This is a genomic window from Pantoea sp. R13S299 (assembly GCF_048515925.1).
In the GTDB taxonomy this organism is placed as follows: domain Bacteria; phylum Pseudomonadota; class Gammaproteobacteria; order Enterobacterales; family Enterobacteriaceae; genus Pantoea.
The window spans coordinates 978469-995615 of sequence record NZ_JBLYEF010000001.1 but is presented as its reverse complement, the minus strand read 5'-3'; the positions used below and the strand labels follow the sequence as shown (position 1 = coordinate 995615).

Sequence of the window (17147 nt, the reverse complement as noted above, 5' to 3'; positions counted from 1 at the left end):
CTGCGACTACTGGCAATATTGCTGCTGTTGCCGGTTAAAATCATCCTGCAGCTGTTGCAGCGTTTTATGGCCTTCGAAGCGGGTTTTATCCATTTCGGTCATCGGTTCAATCACCAGCGCTTTCTCATCGGGTGAGAAGATAAAGCGGCGCGTCAGCTCAGTGCCGGTAAAACTTTGACCGTGAATCCCCCCGCACACCATAGTCATGGCGTGGCGATAGATAGTGCTATCCGTGAAATTGGTTTCGGTTGCGCTGCGAAAGACCTGATCACAGCCCTGCGCTTCCAGCTTGTGCACCATGTTGCGACTCAGCCATTCACGGCCTTTGGCGATCTTTTCACAGGTGGCACGCATCGGACTGGTATCAATGGTGCGTTGAAGCTCGCGTCCGGTTTCGGTAACCAGTTGCGTATCATTGGGTTTATCGCATCCCACCAGCAGCAGACACAGCAGTAATGCGCCCTTGAATTTCATTTTCCTGCTCCTTTCCCCATCACGCTTTCGTACCTGAATCAATATCATAGGGGGGAAATGTCAGGGATGGTACAACAATTCATAAACAGTCTGGAGAAAAGCGGGCGGCCACTGTCGGCCGCCCGGAAATTCAGATTACGCCGCAGGCATAGCGCGCCCCGCCACCGCCCAGCGGTTCAGGATGGTCGGCATGATTATCCCCGCCTGCATGCACCATCAGCGCTTTGCCTTTAATCTCTTTTAACGATTTCAGACGCGGTGCCAGCACCGGATAGGTGGCGTTGCCTTTGTCATCGACATAGACCGCAGGCAGGTCGCCCAGATGGCCCTCTGCATACGGTCCCAGATGTTTGCCGCTGTGGGCGGGATCGAGGTGACCACCCGCCGCACCGGCGGCGACCACTTTGCCGGCTGACTCGCCCGGCTCACAGCTGCCTTTGGCATGGACATGGAAGCCATGAATGCCCGGCTGAAGCCCCTGCAGATCCGGCGTGAACTGCAAGCCATACTGTGTCTCGTCAATCTTTACGGTACCTAGCGATTTTCCAATCCCTTCAGCAGTAACCTGATGGATCGTAACCTGCTCGCTGGCAGCCTGTGCTGCACCGCAGGCGATCAGAGCGAATAGCGCAATTGCTTTCATTTTCATGGTGACTCCATTTGCATCCCAGGGTTTGAGATAAGTCTGGTCGCTGTTGCGCTATTTTGCCGGAGATTGACGCAGTTTTACGCTTCAGGGCACATCAAATCCCAGCGCTGCCTTGCGAATGCGGAACCACTGCTGACGAGTCAGAATTAAGTTCAGTGCACCCGCAGCTTCGCTGACCCGCGCCGCTTTACCGGAGCCGATGATCGGCAGCGGGCGCGACGGCAGCATCAGTATCCATGCGTAGACCACCTGATCCAGGCTGGTAGCACCGGTTTCCTGCCGCACCGCTTCCAGTTCGTTTCGCAGTGGCTGGAAATGCGGATCGTTAAACAAGCGGCCACCGCCCAGGCAGGACCAGGCCATCGGACGAATGCGCAACTGCTGACACTGATCCAGCGATCCATCCAGCAGCACGCTTTGCTGAACCGGGGAGATCTCCAGCTGATTCGTCACCAGCGAGAACGGCAGTCGCGATTGCAGCAGGGAAAACTGGGATGGGGTGAAGTTGGAGACGCCAAAATGCAGAACCTTGCCACTCTGATGCAGTGCCATAAAGGCTTCAGCCACCTCGTCAGCGGCCATCAGCGGATCGGGACGATGGATCAACAGCAGGTCGAGACGATCGGTGTGGAAATGGCGCAGTGAGTTTTCAGCACTCTGCAGGATATGACTTTTATCCGTAATGTAGTGGCCAATCTGATGTTCAGGCCGGGCGCGGGTGGCGATGCCGCATTTGGTCACTATCTGCAACTGGTCGCGCAGGCCGGGTGCCAGTTTCAGCGCCTCGCCAAACGCCGCCTCACATTGATAATCACCGTAGATGTCGGCATGGTCCACCGTGGTAATGCCAAGCCTCAAATGGTGCTCAATAAAGGCGACCCGCTCCTGAGGCGACATGCCCCACTCCATCAGACGCCAGTACCCCATAACCAGCGGTGAAAAATCGGGCCCCTGTGAAGCGATGGCTTGCGGTTCTAACATGACGTTCTCCCTGTTGCGCGTGGGCTGTAATTAATGTGTCAGAGAGTATAACGGAAAGCGCAAAGTCGTCAGAATAACTCCGGCTGTTGGGGTTCGGGCGGCTCGTCGCCTTTCTGTTGCCGTTGCAGGCGCTGACGACGCTGCTGGCAAAGGCGTATCACCTCACGCTTTTGCGCATCGCTGAAGCGCAGCCAGTTGAACCGCTCATCGCGGCTGCGTAAACATCCCAGGCAGTAGCCGCGTGCATCAGTCTGGCAGATGCCGCGACAGGGGCTGGGAACCGGGAAAAACTCAAGCTGCTCGGCCACCACGACTCCGGATTCACAGAATAAACAGTCTATTAAAAAGCGTAGCCTGGTTGCGCAGGAAGTAAGCCCCGCCCGATCAGAATTATCCTTTTCTTTCAGTTACAGGTGAACACTCTGTGCCAAATGCACGGTGCAGCGTTGCATTAGACCGACTGGTCTACTAATCTCATTGCCATGAATAAGACGCTACAACGCAATGAAACCCGCGAACACCTGCTCCAGACAGGTGAGCAACTCTGTCTGCAACGCGGCTTTACCGGAATGGGCCTCAGCGAACTGCTGACGCAGGCGGCGGTGCCGAAAGGCTCCTTCTACTACTATTTCCGTTCTAAAGAGGCGTTTGGCGTGGCGTTACTGGAACGCTACTTTGCGCGTTACCTGCAGGATGTAGAGTTACAACTTAACCAGACTGACGGCACGCCGCGTGAGCGCCTGCTTAATCATTTTCGTGCTGCCGTTGAGCTGTTTGTACAGCAGGGCCATATCGTCGGCTGTCTGGGTGTCAAAGTCTCCGCTGAGGTATGCGATCTCTCTGAGCCGATGCGTGACGCACTGCAGCAGGGTGCAGGAAAGATTACCGCGCTCTATGCCAGAACGCTGATCGCCGCTGAACAGCAGGAGCCGCTGAGCCTGCCGCAACCTCCCGCACAGATGGCGGAGTTGCTGTCGCTGCTGTGGCTCGGTGCGAGCCTGCAGAGCAAAATTTCCCGCGAGGCGCAGCCACTGCGTCTGGCATTGAGTACCATCGAACAGTGGCTTAAAAGCCACTGATTTTTAAAAAACGTATTTGTAGACGACTGGTCTACTAATCAGGAGCTCTATATGGCGAGTACCCAGCTGTTTCGTCCGCTGAAAGTCGGCGCAATTACCGTCCCAAACCGCGTATTTATGGCACCGCTGACCCGTCTGCGCAGCATTGAGCCAGGCGACATCCCTACCCCGATGATGGCGGAATATTACCGTCAACGCGCCAGCGCCGGTCTGATCATCACCGAAGCGACCCAGATCTCTTTCCAGGCGAAAGGCTATGCCGGTGCGCCAGGCTTACATACGCAGCCACAGATTGCAGCGTGGAAAGTGATTAACGAAGGCGTGCATCAGGCTGGCGGTCACACCGCAGTACAGTTATGGCACACCGGTCGTATCTCTCATAACAGCGTGCAGCCGGAAGGCAAAGCACCGGTCGCGCCATCAGCAATTGCTGCCGGCACCCGTACTTCACTGCGTGCTGAAGATGGCAGCGTCTACCGCGAAGATACCTCAGTGCCGCGTGAACTGACCGTGCCAGAGATCAAGCAGATCGTGGCCGATTTTGGTCAGGCTGCGGCCAATGCCCGTGAAGCGGACTTTGATTTGCTTGAGCTGCACTCCGCGCACGGCTATCTGATGCACCAGTTCCTGGCGCCGGGTTCAAACCAGCGTACCGACGAATATGGCGGCAGCATCGAAAAACGCGGTCGCTTTGCGCTGGAAGTGGTTGATGCGGTGATTGCTAACTGGTCAGCCGATCGCATCGGTATTCGCGTCTCGCCTATCGGCAGCTTCCAGAATCTGGACAACGGTCCGGACGAAGAAGAAGCGGCGCTGTGGTACATCGGCGAGCTGGCAAAACGCAACATCGCCTATCTGCACCTTTCAGAGCCAGACTGGGCCGGTGGTCAGCCTTACACTGACGCCTTCCGTCAGAAAGTGCGTGATCTGTTCCCGGGTGCCATCATTGGTGCCGGTGCCTATACCGTTGAGAAAGCGGATGATCTGATTGGTCGCGGTCTGATCGATGCGGTGGCGTTTGGTCGTGATTACATTGCTAACCCGGATCTGGTTGAGCGTCTGCAGCAGGATGCCCCACTCAATCCACAGCGTCCTGAAAGCTTCTACGGCGGCGGCGCTGAAGGGTATATCGACTACCCGACGCTGTAACCGTTTTAGGCTGCCGTCCGGGACGATGGCGGCAGCCATTATTCAATGGCGATTTTCATCGCTATACTTATCGCCTGGGTCATCCGGCGATGGCATTTTATTTCAAAGAGGATGTTATGCGTTTACTTCATACCATGCTGCGCGTTGGCGATCTGCAACGTTCTATCGATTTCTACACCCGTGTGCTGGGAATGCGCGTGCTGCGTCAGAGCGAAAACACCGAATATAAATATACCCTGGCCTTTGTGGGCTACACCGACGAGAGCGAAGGTGCGGTGATCGAGCTGACCTACAACTGGGGCGTCGATAAGTATGACCTCGGTAATGCCTATGGTCACATTGCGCTGGGCGTTGATGACGCAGCAGCAGCCTGCGAACGTATCCGCAAAGATGGCGGCAACGTGACGCGTGAAGCGGGTCCGGTTAAAGGCGGCTCCACCATTATTGCCTTTGTTGAAGATCCCGATGGCTACAAAATCGAGCTGATCGAAAACAAGGATGCCGGTAACGGCCTGGGCAACTAAACCTGCCCCTCAGCCTGCCCGCCCGGGTGGGCTGAATCCCCTTCTCTTCGCTTCATCTGCTGCACCCGGCCCCGTTTTTTGCCATAATACGCGCTGCCCTTTTTCTGCAACGAGATCCTGATGTCTGAATCGAATTCCCCTAATGCACTCAATCAACGTTTCCGTGGCTTCTATCCGGTGGTGATCGACGTTGAAACCGCCGGTTTCAATGCGCAAACCGATGCGTTACTGGAAATTGCCGCTATCACGCTGAAAATGGATGAAGAGGGATGGATTCAGATCGACCAGACGCTGCACTTCAACGTCGAACCTTTTGTCGGTTCGCTGCTGCATCCGGAAGCGCTGGCCTTTACCGGTATCGATCCGAGTAATCCGCTTCGCGGCGCAGTTAGTGAATATGATGCGCTACACGCCATTTTCAAAATGGTGCGCAAGGGCATTAAAGACAGCGGCTGTAATCGCGCCATTATGGTGGCGCACAATGCCACCTTCGACCTGAACTTTATGTCAGCGGCGGCGGAACGTGCCAGCCTGAAGCGCAATCCGTTTCACCCGTTTGCCACCTTTGATACCGCAGCGCTGAGCGGACTGGTGCTGGGTCAGACGGTACTGGCGAAAGCCTGTATTGCGGCAGGAATGGAGTTTGATAGTACGCAGGCGCATTCGGCGCTTTATGACACTCAGCAGACGGCAACGCTGTTCTGCGAGCTGGTGAACCGCTGGAAACGGTTAGGTGGCTGGCCACTGCCCTTCGCGGAAGGTGATGCAGAAGCCACGACATCCGCATAAGGGATGCCGCAATGAAAAAGGCCGACATGATGTCGGCCTTTTTTTATTCTGCTTCTTTAAACTTTTCTGCAGTCTCTTTGATCAGCGTCTGCAGTTCACCACGTTGTAACATCTCAACGATAATGTCGCAGCCACCGACCAGCTCGCCATCAACCCACAGCTGCGGGAAAGTTGGCCAGTTAGCGAATTTCGGCATCTCGGCACGAATGTCCGGGTTCTGCAGAATATCCACGTAAGCAAAACGCTCACCACAGGCTGACAGCGCCTGTACCGCCTGTGCAGAGAAACCGCAGCTAGGCAGTTTCGGGGAACCTTTCATGTACAGCAGGATCGGGTTTTCTGCGATCTGGCGCTGAATTTTTTCTACAGTACTCATTATTGCCTTCCTTAATTCGTCACTTCGTGTTTGTTTATTGTAGCGACTTCGCAGCGTGACTGAAAATGAGATTTTGACCGCTGCCCGATTAAATCGCCATCATTGTTAAGTCCCGCTTCGGGACGCCTGATTTCCTGATTATTAACAGCTGGTAACAGTTTAATAATTCGTAATAATTTCGTTGATATAAGACGCTGAAAATGTTCATTTTCAACGCGATTACGTGGGTTGCAAAGATTAATATTAAAAGGCATTACAGTTTTTAAACGAACTGGACTAGAATGGCCTGGGCGCTGATCCTGGATCAGATTAATCTCAACTTTGTCGCGGTGCGTAGTGGCCCTGACAACTTAACTAATCAACGGACTATGCGTTTAATCATTACGCTTTTCATGCTGGCCTTTGCGCAACTGTTTTTCAACGTCGCTGCTGCTTCCCCGCACGCGCCGGTGAACGTCAGTACGCATAAAGCAGAAAAAAAGAGTGCGCGCGACGATGAGCGCCGCAAGCGTCGCCAGGTAAAAACGGTGACCAAAAAAACTCGCCTCAGCCCTGTTCAAAAACTAAAAACGAAAAAACAGAAAAAAGTCGAACTCACTGCTAAACAGACGCCTGCTAAGAAGACCTCGCTTAAAACCGCCCGTATCAGCAAAACCAAAGAAAAAAATAAAGAGAAGAAACGCTATGGTCATCAGCGCCAGCTGAAAACGGCTGAGATCACCACCAGCGAGCCGGGCACGATTAAAATGAGCAAATCCCACCGTCAGCGTTATCAGAAGGCACGCGAAACCGCGATGACCAAGCTGATGGGCCAGTTAGGTAAACCTTATCAGTGGGGCGGCACCTCACCCCATACCGGTTTCGATTGCAGCGGTCTGGTCTGGTACGCCTATAAAGATCTGGTGAAGTTTAAGATCCCGCGTACCGCTAACGAGATGTATCACCTGCGTGACGCCGCGCCCATCAAGCGTGAGTCGCTGGAGAAAGGCGATCTGGTCTTCTTCCGCATTAACGGTCGCGGTACGGCTGACCACGTCGGCGTTTACCTGGGCGATGGTAAGTTTATTCAGTCGCCACGTACCGGCAAAGATATTCAGATCAGCGCATTAGGGGAAGATTACTGGCAGCGCCACTACATCGGTGCCCGTCGGGTGATGACGCCGAGAACCATTCGCTGAGCAGCAGTTCAGTCAGAAAAAAGCCGGGATAATCCCGGCTTTTTTTATTAGTGCAGAATGGCAGTAAAACTAAAGGCCACAATCATCAGCAAACAGCCCACGGAGGTCATTAACGCCAGTTTCAGATCGGTACTCATTGCTTGCTCCTTAGTCATACAATTTATAGGGATATGGCATTTTCCCACACGACCCGGTAAAAATCTCGTTTTATCCGTCCAGCCTTGTTAGAATCCCGCCTTTGTTGCGCAACGCGCGCAACTCTGATTCCGTTTGCGCATCTTTTAAGACGTTTATTCTCCGCCAGCGGCCTGTTTACCGGCCAGAAAAGCTGCATTTTTGCGGAAAAAACCCTGAGCAGACGCAAACGTTTAACACTACGCTTATCATAGAGTTAGATAAGCACTGGAGTCCGATTTTCATGGCAACAATTAAAGATGTGGCAAAACGCGCCGGCGTCTCAACGACCACCGTTTCGCACGTCATCAATAAAACCCGCTTTGTCGCTGAAGAGACGCGCAACGCGGTCTGGCAGGCGATCAAAGAGCTACACTACTCGCCGAGCGCCGTCGCGCGCAGCCTGAAAGTGAACCACACCAAAACGCTGGGCCTGCTTGCCACCTCCAGCGAAGCGCCCTATTTCGCTGAAATTATTGAAGCGGTTGAAAATCACTGTTTTGACAAAGGCTACACGCTGATTCTGGGTAATGCGCATAACGATCTGCAAAAACAGCGCGCCTATCTCAGCATGATGGCGCAGAAACGCGTCGATGGTCTGCTGGTGATGTGTTCTGAGTATCCGGACGACCTGCTGCAGATGCTGGAAGAGAACCGCAATATCCCGATGGTGGTGATGGACTGGGGCGAGTCGCGCGCCGACTTCACCGACACGGTGCTGGATAATGCCTTCCAGGGCGGCTATCTGGCGGGACGCTATCTGATTGAACGCGGACACCGTGATATTGGTGCAATCCCCGGCCAGATGGAGCGCAACACCGGTGGCGGACGCCATGCCGGTTTCCTGAAAGCGCTGGAAGAAGCAGGTATTCAGCCGCGCGCCGAATGGATTGTGCAGGGTGACTTCGAGCCGGAGTCAGGCTATCAGGCGATGCAGCAGATCCTGTCACAGAAACAGCGCCCGACGGCGGTGTTCTGCGGCGGTGACATCATGGCGATGGGCGCGATTTGCGCCGCCGACGAGATGGGCCTGCGCGTCCCGCAGGATATTTCGGTGATCGGTTATGACAATGTGCGCAATGCCCGCTATTTCGCACCGGCCCTGACAACCGTGCATCAGCCTAAAGCCCAACTGGGTGAAAAAGCGCTGGATATGCTGCTGGACCGCATCACCAGTAAGCGTGAAATTTCACAAACGATCGAAGTCCATCCCACGCTGATTGAACGCCGTTCCGTGGCCGATGGTCCGTTCCGCGATTATCGCCGCTAATCCTCGCTTAACCACTCCTGATTAAGCGTTTGCGCATCACCCAGATAGCTGAGCAACCAGCCTGTCGCCGGTGATGCGCGATCCTCAGCCCAGCTGACGCAGCAGGGGCTATCCGGAAATGCCACTGGCAGTGTCAGTTCCACCAGATCGCCGCTGTCGAGCAGGGGTCTGGCAAGATGACCCGGCACCATCGCCACACACAATCCCGCCTGCACGCACTCCAGACCGGTCTGCCATTCCGGCACCACCAGCCTGCGCTGGTTATCCAGCGTCCATGTCATACGGCGCGGCAGCGCTCGCGAGGTATCTTCCAGCACCAGTGAAGGCCAGCTACGCAGCGTGTCATCATCGATCTGGCTCGCCTGCGTTAATGGATGATCGGGCGCGACCACGCAGCGCCAGTTGAGGGTGCCCATATCGCGAAACGCAAAACGTCCGCCCACCGGAATTGCCTGGGTGGCCCCAATCGCGACCTCCACCCGACCATCGGCCAGCGCATCCCAGACGCCGTTAAAGACTTCATAGCTGATGATCAGCTCCATATCGGGGAAGTGCCGATAGAAATCTTTGACCAGTTGCCGGGTGCGCTGAGGTTTGGCGATACGGTCAACGGCAATGCTGAGCTGCCCGCGCCAGCCGTTGGCGAGCTGCTGACACTGTCGCCGGGTGGCAAGCATTTTTTTGATGACGCTGCGCCCTTCCCGGACAAAATGCTCGCCTGCCGGAGTGAGAACCACTTCGCGATGCTGACGCTCAAACAGCGGCACTGCCAGCCAGTTCTCCAGCTGGCGCACCGTGTAGCTGATGGCAGAGGGCACCCGATGTAACTCCTGCGCGGCCGCGCTGAAGCTGCCCCCACGGGCGACCGCGTCAACCACTTCTAATGCATATTCTGACCACATAATCTGCCTTCAAAAATTTTAACAGCAATCGGCAAATATTACCGTTTCACAGCAGCAAACGCACCTCTTACACTCTGCCGCGTTTATCCTGCAAATATGAGAATGAGATGTTGTCGAATAAAGGATTTATGCCTTACCTTGCCCTGCTGAGCATGCTCGGCTTTTTAGCCACGGATATGTACCTGCCCGCCTTTGGTGCGATGCAGCAAACCTTTAATACCTCGCCCGGCCTGATCAGCGCCAGTATGAGTCTCTTTCTGGGAGGCTTCGCCACAGGTCAGCTCTTCTGGGGACCGCTCTCCGACCGCATCGGCCGTAAACCTGTGCTGCTAGCCGGACTGGTGATGTTTGGCATCGGCTGTGCGGGCATGCTGTGGGTGAATGATATTTATCTGATGCTGGCGCTGCGCTTTGTGCAGGCGATTGGCGTCTGTGCTGCGGCCGTGAGCTGGCAGGCACTGGTGGTGGATCGCTACCCTGCTGCGCGTGCCAACAAAGTCTTTGCCACCATTATGCCGCTGGTTGCGCTCTCTCCGGCACTGGCGCCGTTGTTGGGTGCCTGGCTGATAGGCCACTTCCACTGGCGTTCGATTTTCCTGGTGCTGACACTGATTGCGGTGGCATTAATTATGACCACGCTGCGTCTGCCCACCGTTCGTAAAGTTGCAGGTGAAAAAAGGGCGCAGCCGGGCTTCTTTACTCTGCTGAAATCGCGGGTCTACAGCGGCAACGTGCTGATCTACTCTGCCTGTTCTGCCAGCTTCTTTGCCTGGCTGACTGGCTCGCCCTTTATTCTGGCGGATCTGGGTCTCTCGCCCGCCGATATCGGTCTGAGCTATGTGCCACAGACCCTGGCCTTTTTAATCGGCGGATTCGGCTGTCGCGCCCTGCTCAACCGCTTTAACGGCGCACAGTTGCTGCCCTGGTTGCTGGGCGTCTACAGCCTGAGCATTATGGCACTGTTTGCGGTTGCGCTTGCAGGTAACAGCACGCTGGTGAGCCTGATGGTGCCGTTCTGCGGGATGGCGCTGGCTAACGGTGCGATCTATCCGATTGTGGTTTCCAGCGCACTGATGCCCTTCCCGGATGCCACCGGTAAAGCGGCCGCGTTGCAGAACACCCTGCAGTTAGGACTCTGCTTCGCCGCCAGCCTGGCGGTATCAGCCGGATTAACTCAGGCGCTGTTTACCACCACGCTGATGATGGCGGTGACCATTGTGCTCGCGTTGATCGGTTACGCCATGCAGCGTGCCGCAAGCGCACAAACTGTTGTTGCCTCTCCGCAACCTGCCTGCCAGGATAATCACTGACACACTGACTTTTTAGTTAGCATCCTAACAATAAGTGATTGAATATTGACCCGCGTGAGAATATACTCATTCGGGTCAACAAATCTGTAATAAATCAACAATATAATAACGTAATAATCTGATTGGCACCCTGTTGCCGGGACGGTATTCGCGCGCGTTATTCTCACCCTACCGACCAGTTGCAGGCTCTTCCAGTCCTCTGTATCACACAATAACCGGTGTGCGGAGTCATCCGTGACGTTTCTCAATGCCTGACGAAATTGGCTATTCTTTGTTCAGGTTCAGATTGGACAGGTGGTGGAACAGCTATGAGTTCATCTTATGCAGAAGCAGTGAGCCCTGAAGAGAACCATTGGTATCGCATCGTTCATGAACTGCTGGAAAAAGCAGATATCGAAATCAATGGTTCACGTCCCTGGGATATCCATGTAACGCATCCCGGGTTTTTTAAACGTGTTCTGCAAGAGGGTTCACTTGGGCTCGGTGAGAGCTATATGGATGGATGGTGGGAGTGTGACCGGCTGGATATCTTCTTCCATCAGGTGCTTAAACATAAACTCGATCAGCAGCTTCCTCATCACTTTAAAGACACGCTGCGCATTGCCGCCGCCCGCTTAACTAATCTGCAATCAAAAAAACGGGCGTGGATTGTCGGTAAAGAGCATTACGACCTGGGTAACGACCTCTTTACACTGATGCTTGACCCGTACATGCAATACTCCTGTGGCTACTGGAAAGAGGCGACGACGCTGGCAGCCGCGCAGGAAGCTAAGCTGGATATGATCTGCCGTAAATTAGCGCTGGAACCCGGAATGTCGCTGCTGGATATCGGCTGTGGCTGGGGCGGACTCGCGGAATTTGCCGCACGTCATTACGGCGTCAAAGTGTATGGTGTGACGATTTCCGCCGAACAACAGAAACTGGCGCAGCAGCGCTGTAGCGGTTTAGACGTCACGATTCTGTTGCAGGATTATCGCGACCTGAATGAGCAGTTTGATCGCATCGTTTCGGTGGGGATGTTTGAGCATGTCGGGCCAAAAAATTACGCCATCTATTTTGATGTGGTCGATCGTAATTTAAAGCCTGATGGTATTTTCCTGCTTCACACCATCGGTGCGATTAAAACCGATATGAGTGTCGATCCCTGGATCGATAAATATATTTTCCCCAACGGCTGTCTTCCTTCAGTGCGTCATGTGGCGGATGCCAGCGAACCTCATTTTATTCTGGAAGACTGGCATAACTTTGGTGCCGATTACGATAAAACACTGATGGCCTGGCATGAACGCTTCTTGCAGGCCTGGCCCGAGCTGGCCGATAAATATGGCGAACGCTTTAAGCGGATGTTCTCCTATTATCTGAATGCCTGCGCCGGTGCCTTCCGGGCGCGTGATATTCAGCTGTGGCAGATTGTGTTCAGTCGGGGTGTTGAGGGGGGATTACGGGTGGCGCGGTAGTGCCCTGTCATGCAAACGCTGCGAATGCCAAAACATATAGAATATCACAGCAACGAATAAGCTCAACGCGCAGGGAACACGGTCAGAAGAGGAAAGCGTCCCGCGCCAGGGACGGCGCGGGCCGAGCGTGCCATGGATGGCGGATTTTGCGTCTTTCCGATATGACCGTGTTCCCTGTGATGGCTCGGTAAAACAGCAAAACAGTTCAGATCCTATCACTACTCTCAAAGGCGCTTACACGCCCTTTATTAACTCTCGGAGGCAGGCTGGCCGGTCAGCATGCTCATTGCCGCCGCAGCATCGCGCTGTGCTAACACCCGCTCAACGGTCTCTACGATTGCCTGGGTGTGCGGATCGATCTCAATATTGACCCGATCGCCAAACGTCTTCGCACCCAGAGTCGTGCGCTCCAGCGTTTCCGGGATCAGATAGACGCAGAATTTAGTCTTTGTCACATCGCCTACCGTGAGGCTAATACCGTCGATGCCAACGAAACCTTTATGCAGGATATATTTCATCTGCGTTGGATCCTGGATTTTAAACCAGACTTCGCGGTTATGTTCTGACTGGATAATCTTGCAGATTTCAGCGGTGGTCATAATATGACCTGACATCAGATGGCCGCCTATTTCATCGCTGAATCTGGCTGCACGCTCAATATTGACCACATCGCCCTGACGTAAATCGCCAAGATTAGTTACCCGCAATGTCTCTTTAATTAAATCAAAACTGACACGGTCGCCTTCAATTGCCGTCACGGTTAAGCAGCAACCGTTATGGGCTACCGATGCGCCCAGCGCCAGACCCGGTAACAGGTCTTCCGGCAGTCGGACAGTGTGGGTACGAAACAGTTCTTTCTCTTCAATGGACACGATTTCTGCGGTGCCCTGCACAATACCGGTAAACATAGTCTTTGCCTCTGCGAAGTTTACGCTAGTTTATCACAGCTCAGGTCGGCTGTTAGAATTCAGCCCGCGCCGCCTCTGTAATCTGTGGCAAAACGCATTGTGTGACAAAGATTGGCGAATAGTGTTACGCCAGTTACACTAGCTCGCGCAATTTCCTGGGCTTTTCTGCCTTTTAATTCATTCAACAAGTCAGGTGTTAACGTGCAGAAGTATTTAACAGAAGCGCGTCAATTGCTGGCCCTTGCGATTCCGGTCATCCTTGCTCAGGTGGCTCAAACCGCAATGGGATTTGTGGATACCATTATGGCCGGCGCAGTCAGCGCCACGGATATGGCCGCCGTTGCTGTCGGCACCTCTGTCTGGCTTCCGGCCATCCTCTTTGGTCATGGTCTTCTGCTTGCATTGACGCCCACCGTTGCGCAACTCAACGGTTCAGGTCGCCGCGAACGCATCGGCGAACAGATCCGCCAGGGATACTGGCTCGCCTTCTTCGTCTCCCTGCTGATTATGGTGCTGCTGTGGCATGCCGGTTATCTCATCCGGGCGATGCATGACATCGATCCCGCGCTGGCGCTGAAAGCAGAAGGCTATCTGCACGCCCTGCTGTTCGGTGCACCTGGCTACCTCTTCTTCCAGGTGCTGCGTAATCAGTGCGAGGGGTTGTCGAAGACCAAACCCGGTATGGTGCTGGGCTTCCTGGGGCTGATGTTCAACATCCCGCTCAACTATGTCTTTATCTATGGGCACTTCGGCATGCCCGCTCTGGGCGGAGTCGGCTGCGGCGTAGCAACCGCATCGGTTTACTGGGTGATGTTTATCTGCATGCGCTTCTGGGTGCGTCGGATGGGCAGCATGCGCGACATCCGGATGGAAAGTCGCTGGTCACCGCCTTCGCGTCCGATTCTGAGCCGCCTGATGACGCTGGGATTGCCGGTGGCGCTGGCCCTCTTCTTTGAGGTCACGCTGTTCGCCGTTGTCGCGCTGCTGGTCTCGCCACTAGGCATCGTGAACGTGGCCGGTCACCAGATCGCGCTGAACTTCAGTTCACTGATGTTCGTGTTGCCGCTGTCGCTGGGTGTCGCGACCACCATCCGCGTCGGGTATCGTCTGGGTCAGGGCTCCACCGAGCAGGCCAGGGTGGCAGCCTGGACCGCCCAGGGTGTCGGCATCAGTATGGCGGCGCTGACCGCGATTTTTACCGTCACGTTCCGTCATCAGATTGCTCTGCTTTACACCGACAATCCCGAGGTGGTGACGCTGGCGGCACAGTTGATGCTGCTGGCGGCGATTTATCAGTTCTCAGACTCGATTCAGGTGATTGGCAGCGGTATCCTGCGCGGCTATAAAGATACGCGGTCGATTTTCTTTATTACCTTTATCGCTTACTGGCTGCTGGGACTGCCAGCTGGCTATCTGCTTGCGCTGACCGACTGGATTGTGCCCAGAATGGGACCGGCGGGCTTCTGGTGCGGCTTTATCATCGGCCTGACCTCGGCTGCCATCATGATGCTCTGGCGCATCAGGCGGTTACAGCAATTCCCGGCTGAAATGATTCTGACGCGTGCGGCGCGCTAGCCAAAAAATGCGGGTCACTCATGGCCCGCAATGACGAAAAAAACGACGGTTAGCACAGTTGCTGCTCAGTCACGGCGAAAAAACTATTTTCCCCTTGCCAGCCTTACACGCTGCCGTTAATATTCGTCCCCGCTGTCGCCCTGACAGCATGTTGCGCTCTTAGCTCAGTTGGTTAGAGCACCACCTTGACATGGTGGGGGTCGATGGTTCGAGTCCATTAGAGCGCACCAAGTGCGTCCGTAGCTCAGTTGGTTAGAGCACCACCTTGACATGGTGGGGGTCGGTGGTTCGAGTCCACTCGGACGCACCAATATTCAGAAGATTTAAAATGCGCTCTTAGCTCAGTTGGTTAGAGCACCACCTTGACATGGTGGGGGTCGATGGTTCGAGTCCATTAGAGCGCACCACTTTCAGAATTTCCTCAGTTTGCGCAACTCCACTTTTATTGATCTGCATCGTCACCCCCCTCAGCTTTTTGATTGGTTTTCGCATACTTAGCGTCTATACTGTCCCGCGTTGCTTACTTGAAAGGTTTCAGCGATCACGTGCATACTGCGATAACTCAAATGATTTGCGCAACAACAGCGTGGTGGTTACCAACCGTAACCGCACAACTTCCCTGCACGCCTGGCCTTCGTCACCTATTCTTACTCAGTACTGCCCTTTTCAGTCTCAATCAGAAATTTCACTTCGGTGCGCTGCCATCGAATTCCGCCCTTATTCATCCATCACAACTTACAGAAAATCCGTCATGAAAAAGACTAAAATCGTTTGTACAATCGGCCCGAAAACCGAATCCGAAGAGATGCTGACTCAGCTGCTTGAAGCTGGCATGAATGTTATGCGTCTTAACTTCTCCCACGGCGACTATGCGGAGCATGGTCAGCGCATCACCAACATGCGTGCCGTAATGCAAAAAACCGGCCGTCAGGCCGCGATCCTGCTGGATACCAAAGGCCCTGAAATCCGCACCATGAAACTGGAAGGCGGCAACGACGCTGCTCTGAAAGCGGGTCAGACCTTTACCTTTACGACCGACCAGAGCGTGATCGGCAACAGCGAGCGCGTTGCGGTCACCTACCCGGGCTTCACTGCTGACCTGAAAATCGGCAACACCGTGCTGGTCGATGATGGCCTGATCGGCATGGAAGTGACGGAAGTCACCGAAAACACCGTGGTGTGTAAAGTCCTGAACAATGGCGATCTGGGTGAGAACAAAGGCGTTAACCTGCCAGGCGTCTCCATCCAGCTGCCAGCTCTGGCTGAAAAAGATAAGCGCGACCTGATCTTTGGTTGTGAGCAGGGCGTAGATTTTGTTGCCGCCTCATTCATCCGTAAACGTTCTGACGTGCTGGAAATTCGTGAGCACCTGAAACAGAACGGCGGCGAGCACATCCAGATCATCTCCAAAATCGAAAACCAGGAAGGTCTGAACAACTTCGATGAAATCCTTGAAGCCTCAGACGGCATCATGGTTGCGCGTGGCGACCTGGGTGTTGAGATCCCGGTTGAAGAAGTGATCTTCGCGCAGAAGATGATGATCAAAAAATGTAATAAAGCACGCAAAGTGGTTATCACTGCCACCCAGATGCTTGATTCCATGATCAAGAACCCGCGCCCTACCCGCGCTGAAGCCGGTGACGTCGCCAACGCCATCCTCGACGGAACTGATGCCGTCATGCTGTCAGGTGAGAGCGCCAAAGGCCGTTATCCGCTGGAGTCGGTCACCATCATGGCGACTATCTGTGAGCGTACCGATCGCGTGATGAAATCCCGCATCGACAGCCAGAGTGATAACCGCAAAATGCGTATCACCGAGGCAGTCTGCCGTGGTGCCGTTGAGACGGCTGAGAAGCTGGAAGCCCCACTGATTGTGGTCGCTACTGAAGGCGGTAAGTCAGCTAAAGCCGTGCGTAAGTATTTCCCGAACGCGACCATCCTGGCGCTGACCACCAATGCGACCACGGCCCGTCAGCTGATTCTGAGCAAAGGCATTGAGACGCGTCTGGTGACCGAGATCGCGTCAACCGACGATTTCTATCGTCTGGGCAAAGAAGCGGCGCTGGAAAGTGGCTATGGTCAGAAAGGTGATGTCGTGGTGCTGGTGTCAGGTGCATTAGTACCAAGCGGAACTACCAACACGGCTTCCGTACACGTACTGTAAAACTTTTTTTAACGGTTATTTTAAAGCGCCTGACTCAGGCGCTTTTTTTTATTTCTACTTAAAGCAAATGTCAGAAAAATCCAATCGAAAATAACAATCCGATTACGCTTTATATGAAGGTTAATCCGATTAAATCTCTCTGTTTTAGCTAAATTTTTCTATCATGTTCTGGGATTCGCTGCTTCTTT

The 17147-nt window shown here is 54.2% G+C and carries 18 protein-coding genes and 3 tRNA genes; 13 read left to right on the top strand and 8 right to left on the bottom strand.

Annotated elements, in window-relative coordinates; translation table 11 throughout:
- Window positions 1-6: 6 nt before the first annotated feature.
- The 4 genes from ACN1CO_RS04895 to ACN1CO_RS04880 form a co-directional block, all read right to left on the bottom strand.
- Window positions 7-474: a hypothetical protein gene (locus tag ACN1CO_RS04895; protein ID WP_419138061.1), complete on the bottom strand. Its 468-nt coding sequence runs from the start codon at window positions 472-474 to the stop codon at window positions 7-9.
- Window positions 475-604: 130 nt separating this feature from the next.
- Window positions 605-1123: a superoxide dismutase [Cu-Zn] SodC gene (gene sodC / locus ACN1CO_RS04890; protein ID WP_419138060.1), complete on the bottom strand. Its 519-nt coding sequence runs from the start codon at window positions 1121-1123 to the stop codon at window positions 605-607.
- An 84-nt stretch (window positions 1124-1207) separates the two neighbouring features.
- On the bottom strand, window positions 1208-2104 hold the full coding sequence (locus ACN1CO_RS04885; protein ID WP_419138059.1) for an aldo/keto reductase: 897 nt from the start codon (window positions 2102-2104) through the stop codon (window positions 1208-1210).
- Window positions 2105-2172: 68 nt separating this feature from the next.
- A complete protein-coding gene (locus tag ACN1CO_RS04880; RefSeq protein ID WP_003850275.1) occupies window positions 2173-2412 on the bottom strand; it encodes a DUF1289 domain-containing protein in 240 nt (79 codons plus the stop codon).
- A gap of 174 nt (window positions 2413-2586) precedes the next feature.
- On the opposite strand from ACN1CO_RS04880, the gene ACN1CO_RS04875 reads away from it, so the two are divergent.
- From ACN1CO_RS04875 to rnt, 4 genes are all read left to right on the top strand, one after another.
- The gene (locus ACN1CO_RS04875; protein ID WP_419138058.1) at window positions 2587-3183 is read left to right on the top strand and encodes a TetR/AcrR family transcriptional regulator; all 597 of its coding nucleotides are present in this window, start codon (window positions 2587-2589) and stop codon (window positions 3181-3183) included.
- A gap of 51 nt (window positions 3184-3234) precedes the next feature.
- Window positions 3235-4332: an alkene reductase gene (locus ACN1CO_RS04870; protein ID WP_283545515.1), complete on the top strand. Its 1098-nt coding sequence runs from the start codon at window positions 3235-3237 to the stop codon at window positions 4330-4332.
- Window positions 4333-4448: 116 nt separating this feature from the next.
- The gene (gloA, locus tag ACN1CO_RS04865; protein WP_008926200.1) at window positions 4449-4856 is read left to right on the top strand and encodes a lactoylglutathione lyase; all 408 of its coding nucleotides are present in this window, start codon (window positions 4449-4451) and stop codon (window positions 4854-4856) included.
- Window positions 4857-4976: 120 nt separating this feature from the next.
- Complete coding sequence (gene rnt / locus ACN1CO_RS04860; protein WP_419138057.1) at window positions 4977-5645, top strand: ribonuclease T; 669 nt, start codon at window positions 4977-4979, stop codon at window positions 5643-5645.
- A gap of 43 nt (window positions 5646-5688) precedes the next feature.
- On the opposite strand, the gene ACN1CO_RS04855 is transcribed toward rnt, so the two are convergent.
- Complete coding sequence (locus ACN1CO_RS04855) at window positions 5689-6024, bottom strand: Grx4 family monothiol glutaredoxin (protein ID WP_170933470.1); 336 nt, start codon at window positions 6022-6024, stop codon at window positions 5689-5691.
- 365 nt (window positions 6025-6389) lie between these two features.
- Here ACN1CO_RS04855 and ACN1CO_RS04850 point away from each other — a divergent pair, with 365 nt between their 5' ends.
- Window positions 6390-7199 (top strand): C40 family peptidase, encoded by an 810-nt coding sequence (locus ACN1CO_RS04850; protein WP_419138980.1) that lies wholly within the window; start codon window positions 6390-6392, stop codon window positions 7197-7199.
- 47 nt (window positions 7200-7246) lie between these two features.
- Here the strand turns inward: ACN1CO_RS04850 and ACN1CO_RS04845 are convergent, their stop codons facing one another.
- Complete coding sequence (locus tag ACN1CO_RS04845) at window positions 7247-7336, bottom strand: YnhF family membrane protein (protein ID WP_419138056.1); 90 nt, start codon at window positions 7334-7336, stop codon at window positions 7247-7249.
- Window positions 7337-7617: 281 nt separating this feature from the next.
- Here ACN1CO_RS04845 and purR point away from each other — a divergent pair, with 281 nt between their 5' ends.
- Entirely contained in the window at window positions 7618-8643 is a 1026-nt protein-coding gene (purR, locus tag ACN1CO_RS04840; protein WP_283545517.1) for an HTH-type transcriptional repressor PurR, read from the top strand.
- Here purR and punR read toward each other — a convergent pair.
- Entirely contained in the window at window positions 8640-9545 is a 906-nt protein-coding gene (gene punR, locus ACN1CO_RS04835; RefSeq protein ID WP_283545518.1) for a DNA-binding transcriptional activator PunR, read from the bottom strand. The genes purR and punR overlap by 4 nt on opposite strands.
- Window positions 9546-9652: 107 nt before the next feature.
- On the opposite strand from punR, the gene punC reads away from it, so the two are divergent.
- Both punC and cfa read left to right on the top strand, forming a co-directional pair.
- Window positions 9653-10855, top strand: coding sequence for a purine nucleoside transporter PunC (gene punC / locus ACN1CO_RS04830; protein WP_419138055.1), 1203 nt, complete (start codon window positions 9653-9655; stop codon window positions 10853-10855).
- Between the two features lie 308 nt (window positions 10856-11163).
- A complete protein-coding gene (cfa, locus tag ACN1CO_RS04825) occupies window positions 11164-12312 on the top strand; it encodes a cyclopropane fatty acyl phospholipid synthase (RefSeq protein WP_419138054.1) in 1149 nt (382 codons plus the stop codon).
- 248 nt (window positions 12313-12560) lie between these two features.
- Here the strand turns inward: cfa and ACN1CO_RS04820 are convergent, their stop codons facing one another.
- Entirely contained in the window at window positions 12561-13220 is a 660-nt protein-coding gene (locus ACN1CO_RS04820) for a riboflavin synthase subunit alpha (protein WP_283545521.1), read from the bottom strand.
- Window positions 13221-13421: 201 nt separating this feature from the next.
- On the opposite strand from ACN1CO_RS04820, the gene ACN1CO_RS04815 reads away from it, so the two are divergent.
- From ACN1CO_RS04815 to pykF, 5 genes are all read left to right on the top strand, one after another.
- Entirely contained in the window at window positions 13422-14795 is a 1374-nt protein-coding gene (locus ACN1CO_RS04815; RefSeq protein WP_419138053.1) for an MATE family efflux transporter, read from the top strand.
- Window positions 14796-14948: 153 nt separating this feature from the next.
- Window positions 14949-15025, top strand: a tRNA-Val gene (locus ACN1CO_RS04810).
- Window positions 15026-15028: 3 nt separating this feature from the next.
- A tRNA-Val gene (locus tag ACN1CO_RS04805) sits at window positions 15029-15105 on the top strand.
- Window positions 15106-15125: 20 nt separating this feature from the next.
- Window positions 15126-15202: transfer RNA gene (locus tag ACN1CO_RS04800), tRNA-Val, on the top strand.
- 344 nt (window positions 15203-15546) lie between these two features.
- On the top strand, window positions 15547-16959 hold the full coding sequence (gene pykF, locus ACN1CO_RS04795) for a pyruvate kinase PykF (protein ID WP_419138052.1): 1413 nt from the start codon (window positions 15547-15549) through the stop codon (window positions 16957-16959).
- Window positions 16960-17147 lie beyond the last annotated feature (188 nt).

Bases quoted from the DNA above. Each gene is read 5' to 3' on its own strand.
- ACN1CO_RS04895 (WP_419138061.1), bottom strand. From the start codon at position 474: ATGAAATTCAAGGGCGCATTACTGCTGTGTCTGCTGCTGGTGGGATGC.
- sodC (WP_419138060.1), bottom strand. From the start codon at position 1,123: ATGAAAATGAAAGCAATTGCGCTATTCGCTCTGATCGCCTGCGGTGCA.
- ACN1CO_RS04885 (WP_419138059.1), bottom strand. From the start codon at position 2,104: ATGTTAGAACCGCAAGCCATCGCTTCACAGGGGCCCGATTTTTCACCG.
- ACN1CO_RS04875 (WP_419138058.1), top strand. From the start codon at position 2,587: ATGAATAAGACGCTACAACGCAATGAAACCCGCGAACACCTGCTCCAG.
- ACN1CO_RS04870 (WP_283545515.1), top strand. From the start codon at position 3,235: ATGGCGAGTACCCAGCTGTTTCGTCCGCTGAAAGTCGGCGCAATTACC.
- gloA (WP_008926200.1), top strand. From the start codon at position 4,449: ATGCGTTTACTTCATACCATGCTGCGCGTTGGCGATCTGCAACGTTCT.
- rnt (WP_419138057.1), top strand. From the start codon at position 4,977: ATGTCTGAATCGAATTCCCCTAATGCACTCAATCAACGTTTCCGTGGC.
- ACN1CO_RS04850 (WP_419138980.1), top strand. From the start codon at position 6,390: ATGCGTTTAATCATTACGCTTTTCATGCTGGCCTTTGCGCAACTGTTT.
- ACN1CO_RS04845 (WP_419138056.1), bottom strand. From the start codon at position 7,336: ATGAGTACCGATCTGAAACTGGCGTTAATGACCTCCGTGGGCTGTTTG.
- purR (WP_283545517.1), top strand. From the start codon at position 7,618: ATGGCAACAATTAAAGATGTGGCAAAACGCGCCGGCGTCTCAACGACC.
- punR (WP_283545518.1), bottom strand. From the start codon at position 9,545: ATGTGGTCAGAATATGCATTAGAAGTGGTTGACGCGGTCGCCCGTGGG.
- punC (WP_419138055.1), top strand. From the start codon at position 9,653: ATGTTGTCGAATAAAGGATTTATGCCTTACCTTGCCCTGCTGAGCATG.
- cfa (WP_419138054.1), top strand. From the start codon at position 11,164: ATGAGTTCATCTTATGCAGAAGCAGTGAGCCCTGAAGAGAACCATTGG.
- ACN1CO_RS04820 (WP_283545521.1), bottom strand. From the start codon at position 13,220: ATGTTTACCGGTATTGTGCAGGGCACCGCAGAAATCGTGTCCATTGAA.
- pykF (WP_419138052.1), top strand. From the start codon at position 15,547: ATGAAAAAGACTAAAATCGTTTGTACAATCGGCCCGAAAACCGAATCC.